This is a genomic window from Cupriavidus sp. 94F1 (assembly GCF_057798875.1).
On sequence record NZ_JBYOJT010000002.1, the window covers coordinates 109,891 to 130,291 of the forward strand.

Below are 20,401 nucleotides of genomic sequence, written 5' to 3' on the forward strand. Positions count from 1 at the left end.
GCAGCGTTATCCCTTTGACAGCGCCTTGAGCGCGAGCTTGATGCCCTCGGACACGCCCGTGCCGGCCGGCACCTGCTTGATCGCCTGCGCGGCTTCCTTTTCCGAATACCCCAGCGCCAGCAGCGCGTTGAGCACATCGACGGCGCTGTCGGGCACGGGCGCGGCACCGGGGACATGGCCCAGGTCGGCGCCCAGCTTGCCCTTCAGCTCCAGCAGCAGGCGCTCGGCGGTCTTCTTGCCGATGCCGGGGATTTTCGTCAGCCGGCCGGCTTCCTGCATGGTCACGGCCTGCGCCAGTTCCGGGACGGACAGGCCGGACAGCACGGCCAGCGCCATGCGCGCGCCGATGCCGGTGATCTTGATCAGCTCCCTGAAGGTGTTGCGCTCGGTGGCGGTGCCGAAGCCGAACAGCAGGTGGGCATCCTCGCGGATGATCTGCTGCGTCAGCAGTACCACGGGCTGTCCCGTGGCGGGCAGGTTGTAGAAGGTGCTCATCGGCACATCGATCTCGTAGCCGACGCCGTGGCAGTCGACCAGCAGATGCGGGGGATTCTTTTCAAGCAGGGTGCCGGCGATGCGTCCGATCATGATGGATGGGTTCAGGTGCGAATTCTGGCCGCAAGTGTAGCGCGGCCCTCAGGGTTACTGGCCGGCCGGCGTGGCCACGGCGCGACGCCCCAGTGCGGGGTCGTCCGTGAAGAAGCCGTCGATGCCGGCCGCCAGGAAGGCCTGCACTTCGCGCACCATGCCGTCCGGGTTGCGGGTGGCATCGTCGCCCGGCGCGCGCAGCGTCTTCGGCAGGAAGCTGTTCTCGGGACGGAACGTGTACGGGTGCACCACCAGGCCGGCGGCATGGGCGTTGGCCACAAGCGGCGTGGGCGCCGCCAGGCCGCCGTGGGCGTCGCGCGGAATCACCAGGCTCTTCTCGGGGCCGATGCCGTTGGCGTAGGTGGCCACCTCGCGCAGGCCCAGCGGCGTCAGCATCGACGCATAGGTGCGGCTGTCGCCCGCCAGCCGCCAGTCAGCCGGACGCTGCCGGGCGCTGCCGATCAGCTGGACAATTTTCACGTTCGGCATGGTGCTGCCCAGCAATCGCTTCATGGTACGCAGCGGGCCCACTTCGAACGACTGCACGTAGACCGGCGCGATCTTCGCGTAGGCATTGCCCTGCAGCGTGGCGGCGAGCTTTTCTTCGAGCGGCAGGCCGATGCCGCGGAAGTAGCTCGGGTGCTTGAGCTCGGGATAAATGCCCACCGGGCTGCCGCGGCGGCCCGACGCCTGCGCTGCCAGCTTCAGGATTTCGTCGAAGGTGGGGATTTCGAACTGGTCATCGAGCTTGGCGTTGTAGGGCCGCAGCCTGGGGATGCGCTCGCGGGCGCGCAGTGTCTTGAGTTCGGCCAACGTGAAGTCCTCGGTGAACCAGCCGTCGATGCGCTCGCCGTCGATGACCTTGATGCGGCGTCGCCCGGCAAACTCGGGCACCTCGGCCACGTTGGTGGTGCCGGTGATGTCGTTTTCGTGGCGGGCCACCAGCACGCCGTCCTTGGTGGACACGAGGTCGGGCTCGATGATGTCGGCGCCGTCGTCGATGGCCTTCTGGTACGACGCCAGCGTGTGCTCGGGCCGCAGGGCGCTGGCGCCGCGATGACCGATGACCAGCGCCGGGGCGGCGGGCGCGGGGGCCGGTGCGGCCGGCGCGGGTGCCGTGGCCGGTGGCGTCGCGGTGGCAACCGGTGCGCGCGGCGCCGTGACGCAGCCGGCGACCAGCGTCGCCGTGGCGGCAGCCAGTGAAAATCGGAAAACGAGGGATTGCGGCATCTGGGGCGTTCCTGGGCGGGGGCTCGAACGCCGATTCTAAGCGACGCAGGCGTCAGGCCCGTCGCATCGACAGGTCAGTCGGCGGGCAGATCTGTCTGCCGGGGCAGCCGGGTCAGCCGGGTCAGCCGATCAGGCGGCCGCGCCGCACGCGCAGCCCCTTGCGCGCCAGTTCCGGTGCCATCGTGGCCAGCGTGCCCAGGGTGTCGCCCCCGTTGGCATGGCAGATCGCCACGCCCAGCGCGTCGGCGGCATCGCTGCTGGGGCGGCCGGACAGCGCCAGCAGACGCATCACCATCTCCTGCACCTGGTCCTTGTTGGCGCGCCCGTAACCGACCACGGCCACCTTCAGCTGCAGTGCGGTGTATTCGAACACGGGCAGGCCCTGGCCCACCAGGCCGCAGATGGCGGCGCCGCGCGCCTGGCCAAGCAACAGGGTCGATTGCGGATTGACGTTGACGAAGACCTTCTCGATGGCCGCGCAATCGGGCGCATAGGTGCGCGCGACTTCGGCAATCCCGTCATAGAGCGTCTTCAGGCGCTGGGGCAGGCTTTCGTCGCCATTACTGCGGATCGTGCCGGAGGCCACATAGGCGAGCTTGTTGCCGTGCTTTTCGAGCACGCCGAAGCCGGTGGTCCGCAGACCGGGATCGATGCCGAGAATGCGCATGAAGCGGGGAGGGGGAAACAGATGGGCGTAGTGTACGCTGCCCACGCCTGCAATGCTGCAGGTTCGCGCCCCTCTCCCGCAAAGCGGGGAGAGGGGACGCCTACGCTTAGTGGCGGAAGTGGCGCGTGCCGGTCAGCACCATGGCGATACCGCGCTCGTCGGCGGCGGCGATCACTTCGTCATCGCGCATCGAGCCGCCCGGCTGGATCACCACGGTGGCGCCAGCGTCGACCACCACGTCCAGGCCGTCGCGGAACGGGAAGAACGCGTCCGAAGCCACGGCCGAACCGGCCAGCGTCAGGCCGGCGTTCTGGGCCTTGATGCTGGCGATGCGGGCCGAATCCACACGGCTCATCTGGCCGGCACCGACGCCCAGCGTCATGCCGTTGGCGCAGAACACGATGGCATTCGACTTCACGAACTTGGCCACGCGCCAGGCGAACATCAGGTCGTCCATTTCCTTCGGGGTCGGATGACGGCGCGTCACCACGCGCAGTTCGCCCGGCTGCACGTTGCGGGCGTCCGGGCCCTGCACCAGCAGGCCGCCGCCCACGCGCTTGAGGTCATACTGGTTGACACCGCGGCCGAGCGGGATTTCAAGCAGGCGCACGTTCTGCTTGGCTGCAAACACGTTGCGCGCGGCGGTGCTGAACGACGGGGCGATCAGCACTTCCACGAACTGCTTGGCCACGGCCTGGGCAGCGGCCTCGTCCAGCTCGACGTTGAAGGCGATGATGCCGCCGAAGGCCGAGGTCGAATCGGTCTTGAAGGCCTTGTCGTAGGCTTCCAGCGCGTTGGCGCCGATGGCCACGCCGCAGGGGTTGGCGTGCTTGATGATCACGCAGGCGGCGCCGTTGGCGGCGTCGAACGACTTCACGCATTCCCACGCGGCGTCGGCGTCGGCGATGTTGTTGTACGACAGTTCCTTGCCCTGCAGCTGCACGTAGTTGGCCAGCGCGCCGTCCACGGTCTTCAGGTCGCGGTAGAACGCGGCCGACTGGTGCGGATTCTCGCCATAGCGCATTTCCTGCACCTTCTCGAAGGCCAGGTTCAGCGTCTGCGGATAGCTGCTGCGGGCCTGGTGCGACTTGTCGGCGCCGAGGCTGGTCAGGTAGTTCGTGATCGCGCCGTCGTACTGGGCGGTGTGGGCGAACACCTTGGTGGCCAGGCGGAAGTTGGTGTCGTAGCCCACGCTGTTGGCGTTGGCGCGCATTTCGTCGAGCACCACGGCGTAGTCGGCCGGATCCACGATCACGGTCACGTCGCGGTGGTTCTTGGCCGCCGAGCGCAGCATGGTCGGGCCGCCGATGTCGATGTTCTCGATGGCGTCCGGCAGCGTGCAGTCATCCTTGGCCACGGTCTGCTGGAACGGGTACAGGTTCACCACCAGCAGGTCGATCGTCGGGATGTCGTGCTCGGCCAGGGCAGCCATGTGCTCGGGCAGGTCGCGGCGCGCCAGGATGCCGCCGTGCACCTTCGGGTGCAGCGTCTTGACGCGGCCGTCGAGCATTTCGGGGAAGCCGGTGTAGTCGGCAACTTCCGTGACGGGCAGGCCGGCGTCGGCCAGCAGCTTGGCGGTACCGCCGGTGGACAGCAGCGTGACGCCGAGCGCGTTCAGGTCGCGGGCGAAGTCGACGATGCCGGTCTTGTCGGAAACAGAGAGAAGGGCTTGCTTGATCATGGCTTGGGGGAACGCTTCAAAGTAATCCGTGTTGCTGCAGCTTCTTGCGAAGGGTATTGCGGTTGATGCCGAGATACGCGGCCGCCAGCGACTGGTTGCGCTCCGCGCGCAACATCACGGCTTCCAGCAGCGGCCGTTCCACGGCCTCCAGCACCATGTTGTACATGTTGGACGGCTCTTCGCCGTCCAGGTCACGAAAGTAGGTATCCAGGCTGTCCCGGATACATTGGTCGATAGCGTTGCGGCTCATGCGGCAAGCAGTTCCCGTTTCTTTTTGTTGTGGATGTTTTCTTCTTCGTCCGTCGCGGCGGTGTCGTCGACATAGACCAGGCGATCCGAGATGGCCGCCTGCTCGTCGAAGAACGCATTGACCGCTTCCAGCTGCGCGCCCGTGGTTTCCAGCGTGTTCATGCGATGGCGGAACAGGTTCGCGCCCTTCAGCCCGCGCGTGTACCAGGCAATATGCTTGCGCGCGGTGCGCACGCCGGTGAATTCACCGTAGAACGCGTAGTGATCCGCCAGGTGATGGTTCATGATCGCCCGGATCTCGGCCACTTCGGGCGCCGGCAGCAGTTCGCCGGTCTTCAGGAAGTGCTCGATCTCGCGGAACAGCCACGGACGCCCCTGCGCGGCGCGGCCGATCATGATGGCGTCGGCGCCGGTCGCTTCCAGCACCAGCTTCGCCTTGTGCGGCGACGTGATGTCGCCGTTGGCCACCACCGGAATGCGCAGCGCCGCCTTGACCGCGGCGATGGTCTCGTACTCGGCCTCGCCGTGGTACAGGTCGGCGCGGGTCCGGCCATGGATCGTCAGCATGCTGATGCCGGCGTCTTCGGCCATGCGCGCCACGCGCAGCGCATTCTTGTGCTCGCGGTCCCAGCCGGTGCGGATCTTCAGCGTGACCGGCACGCGGTCGCCGACGGCGCCCACCACGGCCTCGACGATGCGTACCACGAGTGGTTCGTTCTGCAGCAGCGCCGATCCGGCGGCCACATTGCACACCTTCTTGGCCGGGCAGCCCATGTTGATGTCGATGATCTGGGCGCCCCGGTCGACGTTGTAGCGCGCCGCCTCGGCCATCATCGACGGCTCGGCGCCGGCGATCTGCACCGAGATTGGCTCGACCTCGCCCGCGTGATTGGCGCGGCGCATGGTCTTCTCGCTCTTCCAGAGCTGCGCGTTGGACGCCACCATCTCGGACACCGCGTAACCCGCGCCCAACTGCTTGCACAGTTGCCGGAACGGCCGGTCCGTCACCCCGGCCATGGGGGCGACAAAGAGGTTGTTGCGGAGCTGGTGGGGACCGATCTGCACGGTGACGACGCTGGAATCTGGCTGGGAACTGGCAAAAACATGCCCCTGCCGGAACAGCTGTCGGCGTGGTCGGGGTCATGGGCGAGGCCGGGATTTTACCGCCAAACTGATACGGTTGCCCAATAAATGAGCAAATATCGTGGGACGGCAGGGAGCCGCCCTCCAGTGGCGCTACCGGCGTGCGCCAAACATCATTTGCCGGGCCAGCGCATGCTTGAGCGGCGCCACGCACGCCAGGGCTGCCAGCGATGCGCCGCGCGCATGGGCCGCCAGCGGCCCGCCGATACCGAACACGCGCGGCAGCAGATCGGTAATGCCGATCGTCATGGCGCGGTCCAGCCGGTGGCGGCTGGCAAATGTCTGCAATGCCTGCGGCGTGCAACTGGCCCTGAGCGAATCGGCCAGCGCAAAGGCATCGCGCAACCCCAGGTTCAAGCCTTGGCCGGCTACCGGATGTAACGTTTGCGCCGCATTGCCGACGGCGGCCACCCGGCCGCTGACGGTGACCGGCGCGGCATTGAGTCCCAGCGGGAAGGCGTGCCGCTTGCCGACCAGGGTGAAGCGGCCCAGTCGCGTGCCGAAGGCATGGCCCAGTTCCTCGGCGAACCCGGCGTCGGACAGCGCCAGGCGCCGTTGCGCCTGTTCCGGCGCGCAACACCAGACCAGCGCATAGCCGGGTACGCCGTGATCCTCGTGCGGCAACAGCGCCAGGGGCCCCTCGTCGGTAAAGCGTTCCCAGGCCCAGCCCGGCTGCATCTGCGAGCAGGTGACATGGCCAATGATGGCGGTCTGGCCGTAGTCGCGGCGCCGGGTGACTTCAGTGCCGCGCGCCAGGCGCTGCACCTGCTGGTGGAACAGGCCCCCTTCGGCCTGGATGGCGATGCGTGCCGCATACGTCACTGGCAGGCTTTCCTGGTCGACATGGGTGGTGCCGCTCAGCCGCACCAGGGCGGCGGGTTCGCGTTCGCCTCGGTCGCCTTGCTGATCGATATGCTCGATGCGGGTCTCGAAAACGCGTTGCAGGCGGCCCGGCGCCGCGTCGGCGGCACGGGCGAGGGCGCGTTCCAGCGTCTGGCACAGGTCGCCGTACTTGACCACGTGGCCCAGCGCCGGCACGCCATAGTCGTCATGATGCAGCTTCACATGGCCGAAGCGGCCGCGCTGCGACACGTGAATGTGCTCGATCGGTTGCGCGGGCACGGGCCAGGCGCCAATCTGCTCCAGCAACTGGCGGCTGCCGTGTGACAGGGCGATGGCACGCGGATCGCGTGCGGCGCGGGCGGGCGTGGCCGCGTCGATCAGCGTCATGCGCCAGTGCGTGGTGCGCAGCAGCTGGCAGGCCAGCGCCAGGCCCACCGGACCGCCGCCGACGATGGCAATATCGCGCGGCTCGGTGTCCATCACCGGCGCCGCACCGGCAGTGTCAGGGCTGGCCGCTTGCGTCATGGCTGGCTTCCTCCTGCACGGGCGCCGCCTCGGCCGCGCCGCGCTTCCACAGGTTCGCGTCGGTGCGCGACTTGCCGGCAGCGGCATCGCGCATCGCGTTATCGAGCTTCTGCTGGCTGAAGCCCGGCAGTTGCCGCAGCCGTTCCACCAGCGCATCGTGGTTGGCCGCCGTCATCGGCACCACACAGCCCTGCTGGCTGTCGGCGTCGCCGGCCAGGATCAGCCACGGCGTGCCCGCCCAGGGAGCGCGGTCCGAGACGCGCACCACCACGCGTTCCAGCCCGTCCCACGCCAGTTCTTCGCGCTGGCCATCCGGACGGTGCACGACCAGTCGGTCGTCATACAGGTTCACCACGAATGGCTGGTTCGGGTCCACGGGCTGGGCGGTGTGCCGGTGCTTCGGTACGCCCACGCCAAACAGCTTGCTCAACAACGCCTTCATCGCGACGATCCTCCATTGCCGCGCATCAGTGCCTCGATCTCGTCGGCCTTTACCGGCACGCCGCGCGTCATCAGTTCACATTCCCCCGAGGTCACCACGGCGTCATCCTCGATGCGGATGCCGATATGCCAGTAGCGTTCGGGCACGTCTTCGGCCGGGCGCACGTAGATGCCGGGCTCGATGGTCAGCACCATGCCTGGTTCCAGCGGACGCCACGGGCGTTCGCCTTCCTGGCCGGCCGGCAGCGGACCGGGCACGCGATACTCGCCCACGTCGTGCACGTCCATGCCGAGCCAGTGGCCCGTGCGGTGCATGTAGAAGCGGCGATAGCTGCCGCTGGCCAGCACGTCATCGAGCGTGCCTTCCTTGTTGCGGTCGAGCAGGCCCGTGTCGAGCATGCCCTGCGCCAGCACCTTCACCGCCGCGTCATGCGGCACGTTGTAGGGCACGCCGGCGCGTGTCTCGGCGATGGCGGCATCCTGCGCGGCCAGCACCAGGTCATACAGTTCGCGCTGGGCAGGCGTGAAGCGGCCCGACACCGGGAAGGTGCGCGTGATGTCCGACGCGTAGCCGTCCAGTTCGCAGCCGGCGTCGATCAGGCACAGGTCGCCGTCGCGCAGCTCGGCCGGACCGGCGCGGTAGTGCAGCACGCAGGCGTTGGGGCCGGCCGCAACGATCGAGTTGTAGGCCACGCTCTGCGCGCCATGCCGGCGAAACTCGTAGAGCAGTTCGGCTTCGAGGTGGAATTCGCGCAGCCCGGCGCGCGATGTGCGCATGGCCCGCACATGGGCCTGGGCCGAAATCTCGGCGGCGCGGCGCATCGTGGCGATTTCGCCGGCATCCTTGAACAGGCGCATTTCGTCGAGCAGCGTGCGCACATCCATGGCTACCGACGGCGACGACACGCCGGCGCGGCCCTGCATGCGCACGGCGTCGAGCCAGCGGCGCACGTTTGCGTCAATGTCGGGGGTGGCGGCCAGCGGGTAGGCCAGCTGCGCGCGGTTGGCCAGTAGCGGCGGCAGCAGCTTGTCGATCTCCTCGACCGAATGGGCCTCGTCGAAGCCGAAGGTCGCGCGGGCGCCTTCCGGTCCAAAGCGGAAGCCGTCCCAGATCTCGCGCTCTTCATGCTTCGGACGGCAGAACAGGATGCTCCGGTCCTCACCTTCGCCCCCCGCGCCGGCCACCAGCACGAGCACGGCCTCGGGCTCGGTGAAGCCGGTCAGGTAATAGAAATAGCTGTCGTGCCGGTACGGATAGTCGCTGTCGCGGTTGCGCATGGCTTCCGGGGCGGTCGGCACGATGGCCACGCCGCCGCCATGGGCGCGCAGGTGTTGCAGCACACGGGCACGGCGGTCGCGGCACGCGCCAAGGAGAGCGGAATCGGGTGCGGACATGAGGGGAGGCCGGTGAGGGGAATGTGCCGATTCTAAACCCGACGGCGCGCGATGCGGGCGCGACATGCGGCCTGAAAGGCGCTTGAAAGGCGCCTGAAGGGCTGCGCGGGCGGTGCGCGCCGTGCGAATCCGGACGTTCAGCCGCGCAGCGCGCGGTCCAGGGCAGCCAGCTGCTCGGGCGTGCCGACGTTTTCCCATCGGCCATCGAAGCGTTCGCCGGTTGCCGTACCCTGGCGGATCGCCTCGCGGTAATACGGCGACATGGCCACCTTCTGGCCCGGCGCGACATCGCGGAACAGGCGCGTATCGTAGAGCCCGATATTGCCGAAGGTCAGCGCCTGGCCGGCCGCGCCGTCGGCGGGCATGCGCAGATGGCCGTCATCGCCCAGCACGAAGTCGCCCTGCGGATGGAAAGGCGGGTTCGGCACCATCACCAGATGCATCTGCGGGCGGGCGGCGGCCGCCATGGCACGGGTGCGCGGCAGCAGCTGTTGATAGTCGAAATCGCAGAAGATGTCGCCCGACACGGCCAGGAAGACCCCGTCGCCGTCCCCGGCGGTCAGCAGCGGCAGCGCATGGGCGATACCGCCCGCGGTTTCCAGCGCGGTGCCTTCCGCAGACCAGTGGATGCGCGCACCGAACTGCCGCCCGTCGCCCAGCGCCGCTTCAAGCTTGTCGCCCAGCCAGGCATGGTTGATGACGATGTCGCGCAACCCGGCGCGGGCCAGCGCCTCGATCTGCCAGACGATCAGCGGCTTGCCGCCTACGGCCAGCAGGGGTTTGGGCGTGGTATCGGTCAGCGGGCGCATGCGGTCGCCGCGCCCGGCGGCGAAGATCATCGCTTTCAAAACAGGGTCTCCAGGCCGATCAGGGTGGCCATGCCGCTGGCAATCGTCCAGCCCACACTGCGGGTGCGGGCCGCCACGGCGATGGCCACCAGGCCAGCCACCAGGCGTGCGTTGTAGGGGCTCAGGTACAAGGCGCCGTCGTGCATCAGCAGGTCGGGCGCGATCAGCGCGGACAGCATGGCGGCCGGCACGAACTGCAGCGCGGTGCGGAACCACGGAGGCAGGCGCACGCGGCCTTCGACGGCGATGAACGACAGCCGGATCAGGTAAGTGGCAAGGCCCGCGCCCAGAAACACCCACAGCAGGGTCAGCGACGTCATGCCACGTGCTCCTTGCGCTCGGGCGCGCCGGCGGCGGGCTGCCCGCCGCGGCGGTTGCGTTCGAGCAGCAGCATGCCCGCGGCAATGCCGCCCAGCGCCGCCACCATGATGCCGAGCTTGTGCGGCATCGTGTAGCAGGCCACGGCCAGCGCGGTAGCCACCAGCGCGGCCGCCACCTGTGCGCGGTGCTTGAGGTTCGGCACGATGATGGCGATGAAGGTCAGCGGCAGGAAGAAATCGAGCGGCCAGTCGCGCGGCACCTGGGCGCCCACCAGCACGCCGGCCAGTGTCGACAGCTGCCAGCTGGCCCACAGCGCGAAGCCGGCGCCAAAGTAGAACCAGTGGCGGTAGCGGGCACGCGGGCCGGTATCGCCCAGGCGCCGCGTCATCGCGGCAAATGCCTCGTCGGTCAGCAGGTAGGCCACCAGCGCCTTCCAGCGGCGCGGCAGGGGCGCCAGCGACGGCGCGATGGTGGCGGAATAGAGCGCGTGACGCAGGTTGACCATGGCCACCGTGAACGCGATGACCAGGGCAGGGGTGCCGGCGGACCACAACTGGGTCAGGATCATCTGCGACGCGCCACCGAAGACAATGGCGCTCATCGCGCAGGCCAGCCAGGCCGGCATGCCGGCGTTGACGGCCAGCACGCCATAGATCAGCCCGAACGGCACCACGCCCAGCAGCATCGGCGCCAGCGCGCAGACCCCGGCCCACCACTCGCCGCGGCGCGTGATGGAAGGGTCCGGGGGCGTTTCAACAGGCGCGGACACGGTCAGAACGTCAGGCCGGTGGGCCGCTCGGTGCCTTCCAGGGCGTCAAGCAGACGCACGAGCTTGCGCATTTCCGAATAGCGGCCCGCCACGCTGCGCGTGTACTTGAGCACCAGCGGCATGTCGGCCAGATAGCCGTCCTTGCCGTCGCGGTGGTACAGCCGCGCGAAGATGCCCAGCACCTTCAGGTGGCGCTGCAGGCCCATCCATTCGAAATCGCGGTAGAAATCGCCAAAATCGGCAGCCACCGGCAGGCCCGCCTTGCGCGCCTGTTCCCAGTAGCGGATCAGCCAGTCGAGCTGTTGCTCTTCTTCCCATTCGATATAGGCGTCGCGCCAGAGCGACACCGCGTCGTAGGTGATCGGGCCGATCACGGCGTCCTGGAAGTCCAGGATGCCCGGATTGGCGCCCGCCGTGGCGCCTTCGGGCAGGACCATCAGGTTGCGCGAGTGGTAGTCGCGGTGGACGTAGACCTGTGGCTGGGCCAGGTTGTTGGCCAGGATCGTGTCGAAGACCTCGCGCAGATCGGCCTGCTGGCGGTCGTCGAGCGTGGCGCCAAGGTGCCGGCCCACATACCACTGCGGGAACAGGTCCAGTTCGCGCTGCAGCGGCGGGCGGTCGTACGCCGGCAGTTCGCCGGGGCGCGTGGCCAGCTGGATCCGCACCAGCGCGGCGGCGGCATCACCATACAGCGGACGGGCCGAAGCGGCGTCCAGCCGCGACAGGTAGGTCTGGCTGCCCAGGTCGGCCAGCAGCAGGAAACCCTGCGCCAGGTCCTGTTCCAGCACGGTGGGCACCGTCACGCCGGCATCGCCGAACAGCTTTGCCACGTGGATGAACGGCCGGCAGTCCTCATGGGCCGGGGGCGCGTCCATCACGATGGCGGTCGGATGCCCGGGATGGCCGGTCCGCACCCGGAAGTAGCGGCGGAAGCTGGCGTCGGCCGATGCCGGCACGCACGAAGCGGGGTCGATCGACCAGGTTGTGCCGAGTCCGGCCACCCACGATTTCAGTTGTTCGATGCGCGGGTCGTGACCCGGGTCGTCAATAAGTGCAGCCATGCCGGAAAGGGAGAATACGATGCCCCGTATAATACCCGACCAGACCCGGGCGCCGGGTGGCCCTCGGGAGGGGCCTTTGTCGCCCCGCAGCCCGCTCCGGCATTGGGCTGGGGGGCGCGGGAGCCGCATTGCGACGCCCCGCGCAGCGCCCGCCGCCGAGCCGACCGACAACCGTTTGCATGACCGAACAACGACAACCGCATCATCCGGCCACCCGACCGCCTGCGCGCCAGGGCATGCCCCGGCGCGCCCGCGTGCCCGCCAGCGCCCTGCGACCGCTCGTGCTGGCCATGGCCGGCCTTTCGGTCAACGCGCATGCGCAGTACGGCGCTGCGTCCACCATTCCCAATATCGAGATGATCGAGCCGGTGGTCACCCAGGCTGCCGAGCCCGAGCCGCCGCCGCCCGAGGCGGGCGAACTGGTGCCGCGCCTGACCGAACCGCCGCGCCAGCCCGCCAATGCGGGCAGCAGCACGCTGGGGGTGGCGCCCTCGTCTACGCCCTCGAATCCGAATGCGCCGGCCTATGCCTCGGGCGACCGGATGACCGGGTACAACCAGAAGGGCGTCGAACTCGAAGGCAATGCCGAACTGCGCCGCGATGGTGGTGTGGTCAAGGGCGACAAGCTGACCTATGACCAGGACACCGACGAGGCCCACGCGACTGGCAACGTGCGCTTGTCCAAGAGCGGCACGCTGGCTGTGGGCCCGGAGGCAAAGCTGCGCGTGCAGGCCAACGAAGGCTACATGCTGTCGCCGGACTACTATTTCGACCAGACCGGGGGATCGGGCAGCGCCGAGCGGATCGACTTCCTCGATCCGGACCGCAGCACGCTCAAGAAGGCCACCTATACGACCTGCTCGCCCGACAATGCCGACTGGTATTTCAGCGCGCGCAAGCTCGATCTCGATAGCGATCGCGAGGTGGGCGTGGCCTACGGCGGCGTGCTGAACTTCTTCGGCGTGCCCGTGGCGGCGGCGCCGGCGTTTTCGTTCCCGCTGAACAACGATCGCCGCAGCGGTGTGCTGCCGCCGCTGTTCGGCTACAGCTCGAAGTCGGGCGCGGATATCACGGTCCCGTACTACTTCAATCTGGCGCCGAACCGCGACCTGACCGTGTATCCGCGTATCCTGTCGTCGCGCGGGGTGCAGCTGGGCGGTGATTTCCGGTATATCGGCGCAGGCTACAGCGGCCGAATCCGTGCGGAAATCCTGCCCGACGACAAGAAGGCCGGCCGCGACCGCTGGGCGTACTCGGTCCAACACAACCAGGCGATCATCCCGGGCATGACGGCGTACGCGAACGTCAGCAAGGTCTCGGATGACCAGTATCCGGATGACCTGACGCGGAGTGTATCGCAGTCAACCCTGCGTCAGTACACGCAGGAAGGGGGCGTGGTTTACGGCTGGCAGAACTGGACGTTCCTGGCGCGGGTCCAGAAATTCCAGACGCTTCGCCCCAGCGAGCCGTCGTACGAGCGCGAGCCGCAGATCAGTGCCAGGTACACACGCTATGACCTTGGCGGGTTCGATATCGCCTTGGACACCGATTACACGCGCTTCAAGATTCCGCTGACCTCGACGGGATTCCAGCAACCCGAAGGCAGTCGCGCCTACTTCAACCCTTCGATCAGCTACCCGATCATCCGGCCGGGCTGGTATGTGACGCCGAAGGTGATCTTCAACGCGGCGCAGTACAACATGGACGCGGGCACGAACACGACCGGCGCGTCCAACACGCTGAGCCGTGCGATTCCGACCGTCAGCGTCGATTCGGGCATGACGTTCGAGCGCGATGCGCCGGGCCTGAGCCGGCTGTTCGGCGTGAACTACACGCAGACGCTGGAACCGCGCCTGTTCTACGTCTACACGCCGTTCCGCGACCAGAGCCAGTTTCCGCTGTTCGACACCGTGCAGTCGGACTTCAGCTATGGCCAGATCTTTACCGAGAACCCGTTCAGCGGTAATGACCGGATTGCCGACAACAACAAGCTGACCGCAGGCCTGACCACCCGCCTGATCGAGTCCGAGACCGGCGTCGAGCGGTTCCGCGGTACGATCGCGCAACGGATCGACTTCACCGGCCAGCGCGTGCAGATTGGCGGCACGCTGAACGATACCAAGCCGACGTATTCGGACCTGCTGGCCGCGACGACCATCCAGCTGTTCCGCGGCTACTACCTTGACGCGGGCATCCAGTGGAATCCGGACCAGAACCGTGTCAACTACTCGAACGTGGCGTTCCAGTGGCGTCCGGAGTCGCGCAAGCTGCTCAACATGGGCTATCGCTACCGCCGGCCCACGTCGGTCACGGACAATACCGCGATCGACCAGTTCGAGGTGTCGGGCCAGTGGCCGATCACCCAGCGCGTCTACGGCATTGGCCGCGTGGCGTATGACCAGTCGGCCAACCAGCTGGTGGATGCGCTGGCCGGCTTTGAATACACGGCCGATTGCTGGGTCGGCCGCTTCGTGTACCAGCGTTTCCGCAACACCACGAACGGATACACCGGCCGGGTCTTCCTGCAGGTGGAATTCCGCGGATTGTCGAAAGTCGGCTCCAATCCGCTGGACATGCTGCGCCTGAACGTGCCGGGCTACGAGCCCGTGACCGCGCGACCGGTGCCCACGTCCCCGTACGATCACTATGAATGACGGACCAAGATGAAACGTCAAGCCTTTTCGGTTATGTCCCGCCTGAATCCCTGGCAGCAGGTGCTGCTCTCCGCGGTGCTCGTCACGCTGGCCGCTCCGGCCGCCGCGCAACTGCGCGCCCCGGGCGCGCGCACCCAGGGCATCTTCGTGCCGCAGCAGAGTGGCCAGACGAGCACGGTGGCGCCCAGCCAGCCGCAGATGGGCATTCCGCAGCCGGCGCAGAAGCGATCGCAGCTGGTGGACGAGGTGGTTGCCATCGTCAACAACAGCGTGATCACGCGTCGCGAGCTGCTTGACCGGGCCGACGAGATCGAGAACCAGCTCCGGGCCGCGAATCGCCCGATTCCCGAGCGGCCGGACCTGCTTGGCGAAGTGCTGGAGCGGCTGGTGATGGAGCGCGTGCAGACGCAGGCCGCGCAGGACGCCGGGATCAAGGTCACCGATCAGGAAGTGGACCGTGCGATCGAATCGGTCGCGCAGCAGAACAAGATGTCGGCGACTGACCTGCGCAGCCGCGTGGAGGCCAGCGGCATGAGCTGGACCAAGTACCGCGACGAACTGCGCAAGCAGGTGCAGGTGATCCGCCTGCGCGAACGCGAAGTGGACTCGAAGGTGCAGGTCTACGACGGCGAGATCGACAACTTCCTGGCGGCGCGCAGCGGTCAGCCCGCCGCCGTGGGCCCGGCCGAATACAACGTGCAGCAGATCCTGGTGCGCGTGCCCGATGACGCATCCGAGGCCCAGAAGGCACAGCTCAAGGCCAAGGCCGAAGGCCTGCTCAAGCAGGCGCAGGGCGGCGCGGACTTTGCCGAACTGGCCAAGGCCAATTCGGACGCGCCCGAAGCGTCGCAGGGCGGCGCGCTCGGTTTCCGCGAGATCGGCCGCCTGCCGGCGCTGTTCGCCAATGCCGTGGTCGACCTGCAGCCGGGCAAGGTGGTGCCGGACGTGGTGGAATCGGCCAACGGCTTCCATGTGCTCAAGCTGGCGGCCAAGCGCACGGCGGCTCCGGCGCAGCAGGCCACGGCCGACCACATCACGCAGACCCAGGTGCGCCACATCCTGATCCGTACCGGCCCGAACATGCCGGAGGCGGAAGCCAGGCGCCAGATGACGACGCTGCGCGACCGTCTTGCGCACGGCGCCGATTTTGCCGATGCGGCGCGCCGCTACTCGCAGGACGGTTCCGCCCAGCAGGGCGGCGAACTGGGCTGGGTGTCGCCGGGCGAACTGGTGCCGGCGTTCGAACAGGCCATGAACCGCCTGCGCCCGGGTGAAATCTCCGAGCCGGTGGTCACGCAGTTCGGCGTGCACCTGATCCAGGTGGAAAACCGTCGCGAGACCGAGGTCTCCGCCGAGAAGCAGCGCGACTTCGCCCGGCAGGAAGTGCGGGAACAGAAGCTGCGCGCCGCCTATGATGACTGGGTGCGCCAGCTGCGCAGCGCGGCGTACGTGGAATACCGGATCAACCGACAACGCTGACGCGCGCCGCTCCTGCCATGCCCGACCCTGCACCTGCGCCCCTGGCGCTTGCCATCACCACCGGCGAACCCGCCGGCATCGGCCCCGACATCACGATCGGGGCCCTGCTGCAGCTTGGCGGCGCGGCCAATGGCATGGGCCATGGCGCGTACCGGTTCCATGTGATCGGCGACGCGCGCCTGCTGGCGCGGCGCGCCGAGGCGCTGGGCGTGGCGCATGCGTGGCAGCGCCGGCTGGCCGATGGCGATGTGGTCGTCGAGGATGTGGCGCTGGGCGTGGCCTGCGAGGCCGGCCAGCTCGATGCCCGCAATGGCCGCTACGTGCTGGCGCTGCTCGATGCCGCCATCGACGGCCTGCAGGCCGGTCGCTTTGCGGCCATGATCACCGCGCCGGTGCAGAAAAGCACGATCAACGACGCCGGCGTGCCGTTCACCGGCCATACCGAATACCTGGCCGAACGCGCCGGCGTGCCGCGCGTGGTGATGATGCTGGCCGGGCCGCAGCCCGCGCATGACAACGCCATGCTGCGCGTGGCGCTGGCCACCACCCATCTGCCGCTGCGCGCCGTGCCCGACGCGCTGACCATTCCGATGCTGCAGGAGACGCTGAAGATCGTCGACCACGATCTGCGCCGCCATTTCGGCATTGCCCGCCCCCGAATCCTGGTGACGGGGCTCAACCCGCATGCCGGCGAATCGGGGCATATGGGCCGCGAGGAGATCGACGTCATCGGCCCGGCGCTGGCGCTGGCCTGCGACGCCGACATCGACGCACGCGGGCCGTATCCCGCCGACACGCTGTTCCAGCCGCGACACCTGCGCGATGCCGACTGCGTGTTGGCGATGTACCATGACCAGGGTCTGGCGCCACTCAAGTACGGCACCTTCGGCCACGGCGTCAACATCACACTGGGCCTGCCCTTTATCCGCACATCGGTGGATCATGGCACCGCGCTCGACCTGGCCGGCACCGGCCGGGCGGAGCACGGCAGCATGATCGAGGCCATCCGGTGTGCCATTACCATGGCCGGCCATGCCAGCGGACGCCACGGCAACGGCGCGTCCGCCAACGGCCGGCACTGACTTATGCGTCCAAACGTGCATCAGGGCCATGTGGCCCGCAAACGATTCGGCCAGAACTTCCTGGTCGATGACGGCATCATCTACGGCATCGTCAACGCGATCGATCCGCAGCCCGACGACGTCGTCGTCGAAATCGGGCCCGGTCTGGGCGCGCTGACGAACCCGCTGCTCGAACGCCTGCCCAGCATGCAGGTGGTGGAGCTCGACCGCGATCTCGTGGAGCGCCTGCGCAACCGCTACAACGACCGCCTGACCGTGCATGCCGGCGACGCGCTGGCGTTCGACTTCGGCAAGCTCAAGGAGCCGGCCCGCGCGCTGCGCATCGTGGGCAACCTGCCGTACAACATCTCGAGCCCGCTGCTGTTCCATCTGATGGATTTCGCCGATCACGTGCGCGACCAGCATTTCATGCTGCAGAAGGAAGTGGTCGAGCGCATGGTGGCCGAGCCGGGCAGCAAGGCGTTCGGCCGGCTGTCGATCATGCTGCAGGTGCGCTACCACATGGAACACGTGCTCGACGTGCCGCCGGCGTCGTTCAACCCGCCGCCCAAGGTCGATTCGGCCGTGGTGCGCATGATTCCGTGGCCGCGCGCCGAAGACGGTACGCTGCGTTCGCCGTATCCGGCGTGCGACCCCGGTGTGCTGGGCGACGTGGTGACCGCCGCGTTTTCGCAGCGCCGCAAGGTGCTGCGCAACACGCTGTCGTTCCTGCGCGACCAGGTGGACTTCGACGCGCTCGGCTTCGACCTGGGCCGCCGCGCCGAGGAAGTGCCGGTGGCCGAGTATGTCGAACTGGCCCGCATCGTCGGCAACAGCGCCGTGCCGCCTGCGCGCGGCGCGGCCTGACACCGCGGCCCCCAGCGCAGCCGATACCGAATTCGAATTTCCCGCTGAATCTCCGAACATCCTGAAGCAATCGCGACGCTCATGACCGAACAGACCAAGACCGATCCGCGTCCCGTCATCCTGACTGGCGATCGTCCCACCGGCCCGCTGCACCTGGGCCACTACGTTGGCTCGCTCAAGAGCCGCGTGGCCCTGCAGGAAACGCACAAGCAGTACGTGCTGCTGGCCGATACGCAGGCGATGACCGACAACGCGCACGACCCGGACAAGGTTCGCCGCAACGTGCTGGAAGTGGCGCTGGACTACCTGGCCGTGGGCATCGACCCCGCCAAGACCACCATCACGGTGCAGTCGCACCTGCCCGCGCTGGCCGAACTGACGCTGATGTACCTGAACTTCGTCACGGTGTCGCGCCTGGAGCGCAACCCGACGATCAAGGAAGAGATCCAGGCCCGTGGCTTTGGCCGCGACATCCCGGCCGGCTTCCTGTGCTATCCGGCCTCGCAGGCCGCCGACATCACCGGCTTCAAGGCCGTGCTGGTGCCGGTGGGCGAGGATCAGGCGCCGCTGATCGAGCAGACCAACGAAATCGTGCGCCGCATCAACCATCAGGTGGGCCGCGACATCCTGCCCGAGGCCGCCGCGCTGATTCCGAAGCATGGCCGCCTGCCGGGCGTCGATGGCAAGGCCAAGATGAGCAAGTCGCAGGGCAACGCGATTCCGCTGGGGGCGTCGCCGGACCAGATCCGCGAAGCCGTGCACAAGATGTACACCGATCCGAACCATCTGAAGGTGTCGGACCCGGGCCAGGTCGAAGGCAACGTCGTGTTCACGTACCTGGACGCGTTCGATCCGAACGTGGAGGAAGTGCAGGCGCTCAAGGAACACTACCAGCGCGGCGGCCTGGGCGACATGGTGCTCAAGCGCCGCGTGGAAGGCATCCTCCAGGAAATGCTGCGCCCGATCCGCGAGCGCCGCGAGCAACTGGCGCAGGACCCGGGCTACGTGTTCGACATCCTCAGGAAGGGCACGGAAGCCGGCCGCGAACTGACCCAGCAGACGCTGGACGAAGTGCGCGGCGCGGTGGGCATGTTCTCGTTCCCGAAGTAATCGGGCCTTTCACGCGCCATGCGTCCCTCCCGCCAGCCGGGAGGGACGGACACCGAAGGCCGCTCAGGCCTTCCGGTTCACCAGTACGATGCCTCCGAGCACCATCACCGCCGCCAGCGCGAATCGCATGCCGACGTGGTCGTGCATCAGCAGCACGCCGAAGGCCACTCCGAACAGCGGGGTCAGGAACGAGAACACCGATAGTCGCGATGCCAGATACTGGCGCAGCAGCCAGAACCAGATCAGGTAGCTGGCAAAGGCGATCAGCACCGACTGGTAGAACAGGCTGGCCACCACGAAACCCGTGACTTCCACGCGATGGACCTGGCCCGCGGCCACCGCCATCACCAGCAGCAGCACCGCCGACACCGCCAGCTGATAGAGCAGCGTCTTGCTGGCCGGCGCGTGAGACAGCTTGCTGCCCCGTACCACGATCGTCGTGGCAGCCCATAGGGCGCCGGCCAATACGCCCAGCGCGTCGCCGAGCAGCGTGCTCGACTGCGCGGATGCGGTGACGATGCCATCGGCGAATGCCAGCACCATGCCCAGGAACGCCAGCGCGACGCCGGCCCACTGGCCGCGCCGCAGGTGTTCGCCTGGCACGAACAGGTGCAGGCCCAGCGCGGTGAAGATCGGCGCCGTGTAGAGGAACACGGCCATGCGCGATGCCGTGGTGTGGCCCAGCCCGACGAAAATGCAGAAGAACTCGGCGCCGAACAGCAGGCCGGCAACCAGCCCGGCGCGCAGCGTGCCGTCGCGTTCCCAGAGCGGGGTGCCACGCCACGCGGCAAACGCGAACACCAGCAGCGCGGCGATGGCCGAGCGGACGCCGGCTTGCAGCACGGCGCCCATCAACGGAGCGGTGACCTTGATGACCACCTGCTGGAGTCCCCATGCGGCGCACAGCAATACCATCAGTCCGATGGCCATGCTGTCCAGCGGGCGCCTTGTTATCAGTTGTGTGGACATCGCCGCGTCGCTTACGGACGGGCGGCGTCGCGGGTGGAGTTGCGTTCGATCAGTTCGATCTTGTAGCCATCGGGGTCTTCCACGAAGGCAATCACCGTAGTGCCGCCCTTGACCGGACCGGCCTCGCGCGTGACCTTGCCGCCGGCGGCGCGGATGCGGTCGCAGGCCTCGGCGGCGTTGGGGGTTTCCAGCGCGATATGGCCGTAGGCGGTGCCCAGGTCATACTGGTCGACGCCGTAGTTGTAGGTCAGTTCCAGCACGGCCGTTTCGCTTTCCGGGCCGTAGCCGACGAAGGCCAGGCGGTACTTGTACTCGGGATTGTCGCTTTCGCGCAGCAGTTGCATGCCCAGCACGCGCGTGTAGAAGTCGATCGAGCGTTGGTAGTCGCCAACGCGCAGCATGGTGTGGAGGAGTCGCATAGGGGGACCTTCTTTGGGTTGTTGAGACAACAGAGTCCGTCATTCTAGTCCTGCCCGCGCCATCGTGCCGGATGGCCCGCC

Annotated in this window: 20 protein-coding genes; 5 read left to right on the forward strand and 15 right to left on the reverse strand. The window is 67.8% G+C overall.

Going from position 1 to position 20,401, the window contains the following annotated elements; translation table 11 throughout:
• Window positions 1-6 precede the first annotated feature (6 nt).
• The 13 genes from ruvA to AC3FJ6_RS04650 all read right to left on the reverse strand — a co-directional run bounded on the left by ruvA (window position 7) and on the right by AC3FJ6_RS04650 (window position 11,761).
• Window positions 7-588: a Holliday junction branch migration protein RuvA gene (gene ruvA / locus AC3FJ6_RS04590; RefSeq protein ID WP_400396997.1), complete on the reverse strand. Its 582-nt coding sequence runs from the start codon at window positions 586-588 to the stop codon at window positions 7-9.
• A 54-nt stretch (window positions 589-642) separates the two neighbouring features.
• Entirely contained in the window at window positions 643-1,818 is a 1,176-nt protein-coding gene (locus AC3FJ6_RS04595) for a glycerophosphodiester phosphodiesterase (RefSeq protein ID WP_488770858.1), read from the reverse strand.
• A 121-nt stretch (window positions 1,819-1,939) separates the two neighbouring features.
• Window positions 1,940-2,485: a crossover junction endodeoxyribonuclease RuvC gene (gene ruvC, locus AC3FJ6_RS04600; protein ID WP_153946805.1), complete on the reverse strand. Its 546-nt coding sequence runs from the start codon at window positions 2,483-2,485 to the stop codon at window positions 1,940-1,942.
• A 106-nt stretch (window positions 2,486-2,591) separates the two neighbouring features.
• Window positions 2,592-4,166: a bifunctional phosphoribosylaminoimidazolecarboxamide formyltransferase/IMP cyclohydrolase gene (gene purH / locus AC3FJ6_RS04605; RefSeq protein ID WP_400392053.1), complete on the reverse strand. Its 1,575-nt coding sequence runs from the start codon at window positions 4,164-4,166 to the stop codon at window positions 2,592-2,594.
• Between the two features lie 16 nt (window positions 4,167-4,182).
• Window positions 4,183-4,416, reverse strand: coding sequence for a Fis family transcriptional regulator (locus AC3FJ6_RS04610; RefSeq protein WP_066739474.1), 234 nt, complete (start codon window positions 4,414-4,416; stop codon window positions 4,183-4,185).
• A complete protein-coding gene (gene dusB, locus AC3FJ6_RS04615; RefSeq protein ID WP_488770859.1) occupies window positions 4,413-5,480 on the reverse strand; it encodes a tRNA dihydrouridine synthase DusB in 1,068 nt (355 codons plus the stop codon). Before dusB ends, AC3FJ6_RS04610 begins: the two co-directional genes overlap by 4 nt.
• Window positions 5,481-5,651: 171 nt before the next feature.
• Window positions 5,652-6,926 (reverse strand): UbiH/UbiF/VisC/COQ6 family ubiquinone biosynthesis hydroxylase, encoded by a 1,275-nt coding sequence (locus AC3FJ6_RS04620; RefSeq protein ID WP_488770860.1) that lies wholly within the window; start codon window positions 6,924-6,926, stop codon window positions 5,652-5,654.
• On the reverse strand, window positions 6,904-7,368 hold the full coding sequence (locus tag AC3FJ6_RS04625) for a hypothetical protein (protein WP_400392060.1): 465 nt from the start codon (window positions 7,366-7,368) through the stop codon (window positions 6,904-6,906). Before AC3FJ6_RS04625 ends, AC3FJ6_RS04620 begins: the two co-directional genes overlap by 23 nt.
• A complete protein-coding gene (locus tag AC3FJ6_RS04630) occupies window positions 7,365-8,762 on the reverse strand; it encodes an aminopeptidase P N-terminal domain-containing protein (RefSeq protein WP_488770861.1) in 1,398 nt (465 codons plus the stop codon). Before AC3FJ6_RS04630 ends, AC3FJ6_RS04625 begins: the two co-directional genes overlap by 4 nt.
• Window positions 8,763-8,899: 137 nt before the next feature.
• A complete protein-coding gene (gene murU / locus AC3FJ6_RS04635; RefSeq protein WP_488770862.1) occupies window positions 8,900-9,610 on the reverse strand; it encodes an N-acetylmuramate alpha-1-phosphate uridylyltransferase MurU in 711 nt (236 codons plus the stop codon).
• On the reverse strand, window positions 9,607-9,930 hold the full coding sequence (locus AC3FJ6_RS04640; RefSeq protein ID WP_488770863.1) for an AzlD domain-containing protein: 324 nt from the start codon (window positions 9,928-9,930) through the stop codon (window positions 9,607-9,609). Before AC3FJ6_RS04640 ends, murU begins: the two co-directional genes overlap by 4 nt.
• Window positions 9,927-10,616 carry an AzlC family ABC transporter permease gene (locus tag AC3FJ6_RS04645; RefSeq protein WP_488771349.1) on the reverse strand — a complete coding sequence of 230 codons (690 nt, stop codon included), beginning with the start codon at window positions 10,614-10,616 and terminating at the stop codon, window positions 9,927-9,929. The genes AC3FJ6_RS04640 and AC3FJ6_RS04645 overlap by 4 nt, the downstream gene beginning before the upstream one ends.
• A gap of 86 nt (window positions 10,617-10,702) precedes the next feature.
• Window positions 10,703-11,761, reverse strand: coding sequence for an aminoglycoside phosphotransferase family protein (locus AC3FJ6_RS04650; protein ID WP_488770864.1), 1,059 nt, complete (start codon window positions 11,759-11,761; stop codon window positions 10,703-10,705).
• Between the two features lie 179 nt (window positions 11,762-11,940).
• On the opposite strand from AC3FJ6_RS04650, the gene AC3FJ6_RS04655 reads away from it, so the two are divergent.
• The 5 genes from AC3FJ6_RS04655 (at window position 11,941) to trpS (ending at window position 18,932) form a co-directional block, all read left to right on the forward strand.
• Window positions 11,941-14,415: an LPS-assembly protein LptD gene (locus AC3FJ6_RS04655; protein WP_488770865.1), complete on the forward strand. Its 2,475-nt coding sequence runs from the start codon at window positions 11,941-11,943 to the stop codon at window positions 14,413-14,415.
• A 9-nt stretch (window positions 14,416-14,424) separates the two neighbouring features.
• Window positions 14,425-15,894 carry a peptidylprolyl isomerase gene (locus AC3FJ6_RS04660; protein WP_400392073.1) on the forward strand — a complete coding sequence of 490 codons (1,470 nt, stop codon included), beginning with the start codon at window positions 14,425-14,427 and terminating at the stop codon, window positions 15,892-15,894.
• A 17-nt stretch (window positions 15,895-15,911) separates the two neighbouring features.
• On the forward strand, window positions 15,912-16,976 hold the full coding sequence (pdxA, locus tag AC3FJ6_RS04665; protein ID WP_488770866.1) for a 4-hydroxythreonine-4-phosphate dehydrogenase PdxA: 1,065 nt from the start codon (window positions 15,912-15,914) through the stop codon (window positions 16,974-16,976).
• A gap of 3 nt (window positions 16,977-16,979) precedes the next feature.
• Window positions 16,980-17,822: a 16S rRNA (adenine(1518)-N(6)/adenine(1519)-N(6))-dimethyltransferase RsmA gene (rsmA, locus tag AC3FJ6_RS04670; protein WP_488770867.1), complete on the forward strand. Its 843-nt coding sequence runs from the start codon at window positions 16,980-16,982 to the stop codon at window positions 17,820-17,822.
• A gap of 81 nt (window positions 17,823-17,903) precedes the next feature.
• A complete protein-coding gene (trpS, locus tag AC3FJ6_RS04675) occupies window positions 17,904-18,932 on the forward strand; it encodes a tryptophan--tRNA ligase (RefSeq protein ID WP_488770868.1) in 1,029 nt (342 codons plus the stop codon).
• A 63-nt stretch (window positions 18,933-18,995) separates the two neighbouring features.
• On the opposite strand, the gene AC3FJ6_RS04680 is transcribed toward trpS, so the two are convergent.
• Complete coding sequence (locus AC3FJ6_RS04680) at window positions 18,996-19,901, reverse strand: DMT family transporter (RefSeq protein WP_488770869.1); 906 nt, start codon at window positions 19,899-19,901, stop codon at window positions 18,996-18,998.
• Between the two features lie 11 nt (window positions 19,902-19,912).
• Window positions 19,913-20,320 (reverse strand): lactoylglutathione lyase, encoded by a 408-nt coding sequence (gloA, locus tag AC3FJ6_RS04685; protein WP_066739460.1) that lies wholly within the window; start codon window positions 20,318-20,320, stop codon window positions 19,913-19,915.
• Window positions 20,321-20,401 lie beyond the last annotated feature (81 nt).

Bases quoted from the DNA above. Each gene is read 5' to 3' on its own strand.
- ruvA (WP_400396997.1), bottom strand. From the start codon at position 588: ATGATCGGACGCATCGCCGGCACCCTGCTTGAAAAGAATCCCCCGCAT.
- AC3FJ6_RS04595 (WP_488770858.1), bottom strand. From the start codon at position 1,818: ATGCCGCAATCCCTCGTTTTCCGATTTTCACTGGCTGCCGCCACGGCG.
- ruvC (WP_153946805.1), bottom strand. From the start codon at position 2,485: ATGCGCATTCTCGGCATCGATCCCGGTCTGCGGACCACCGGCTTCGGC.
- purH (WP_400392053.1), bottom strand. From the start codon at position 4,166: ATGATCAAGCAAGCCCTTCTCTCTGTTTCCGACAAGACCGGCATCGTC.
- AC3FJ6_RS04610 (WP_066739474.1), bottom strand. From the start codon at position 4,416: ATGAGCCGCAACGCTATCGACCAATGTATCCGGGACAGCCTGGATACC.
- AC3FJ6_RS04620 (WP_488770860.1), bottom strand. From the start codon at position 6,926: ATGACGCAAGCGGCCAGCCCTGACACTGCCGGTGCGGCGCCGGTGATG.
- AC3FJ6_RS04625 (WP_400392060.1), bottom strand. From the start codon at position 7,368: ATGAAGGCGTTGTTGAGCAAGCTGTTTGGCGTGGGCGTACCGAAGCAC.
- AC3FJ6_RS04630 (WP_488770861.1), bottom strand. From the start codon at position 8,762: ATGTCCGCACCCGATTCCGCTCTCCTTGGCGCGTGCCGCGACCGCCGT.
- AC3FJ6_RS04640 (WP_488770863.1), bottom strand. From the start codon at position 9,930: ATGACGTCGCTGACCCTGCTGTGGGTGTTTCTGGGCGCGGGCCTTGCC.
- AC3FJ6_RS04645 (WP_488771349.1), bottom strand. From the start codon at position 10,616: ATGCTGCTGGGCGTGGTGCCGTTCGGGCTGATCTATGGCGTGCTGGCC.
- AC3FJ6_RS04650 (WP_488770864.1), bottom strand. From the start codon at position 11,761: ATGGCTGCACTTATTGACGACCCGGGTCACGACCCGCGCATCGAACAA.
- AC3FJ6_RS04655 (WP_488770865.1), top strand. From the start codon at position 11,941: ATGACCGAACAACGACAACCGCATCATCCGGCCACCCGACCGCCTGCG.
- AC3FJ6_RS04660 (WP_400392073.1), top strand. From the start codon at position 14,425: ATGAAACGTCAAGCCTTTTCGGTTATGTCCCGCCTGAATCCCTGGCAG.
- pdxA (WP_488770866.1), top strand. From the start codon at position 15,912: ATGCCCGACCCTGCACCTGCGCCCCTGGCGCTTGCCATCACCACCGGC.
- rsmA (WP_488770867.1), top strand. From the start codon at position 16,980: ATGCGTCCAAACGTGCATCAGGGCCATGTGGCCCGCAAACGATTCGGC.
- trpS (WP_488770868.1), top strand. From the start codon at position 17,904: ATGACCGAACAGACCAAGACCGATCCGCGTCCCGTCATCCTGACTGGC.
- AC3FJ6_RS04680 (WP_488770869.1), bottom strand. From the start codon at position 19,901: ATGTCCACACAACTGATAACAAGGCGCCCGCTGGACAGCATGGCCATC.
- gloA (WP_066739460.1), bottom strand. From the start codon at position 20,320: ATGCGACTCCTCCACACCATGCTGCGCGTTGGCGACTACCAACGCTCG.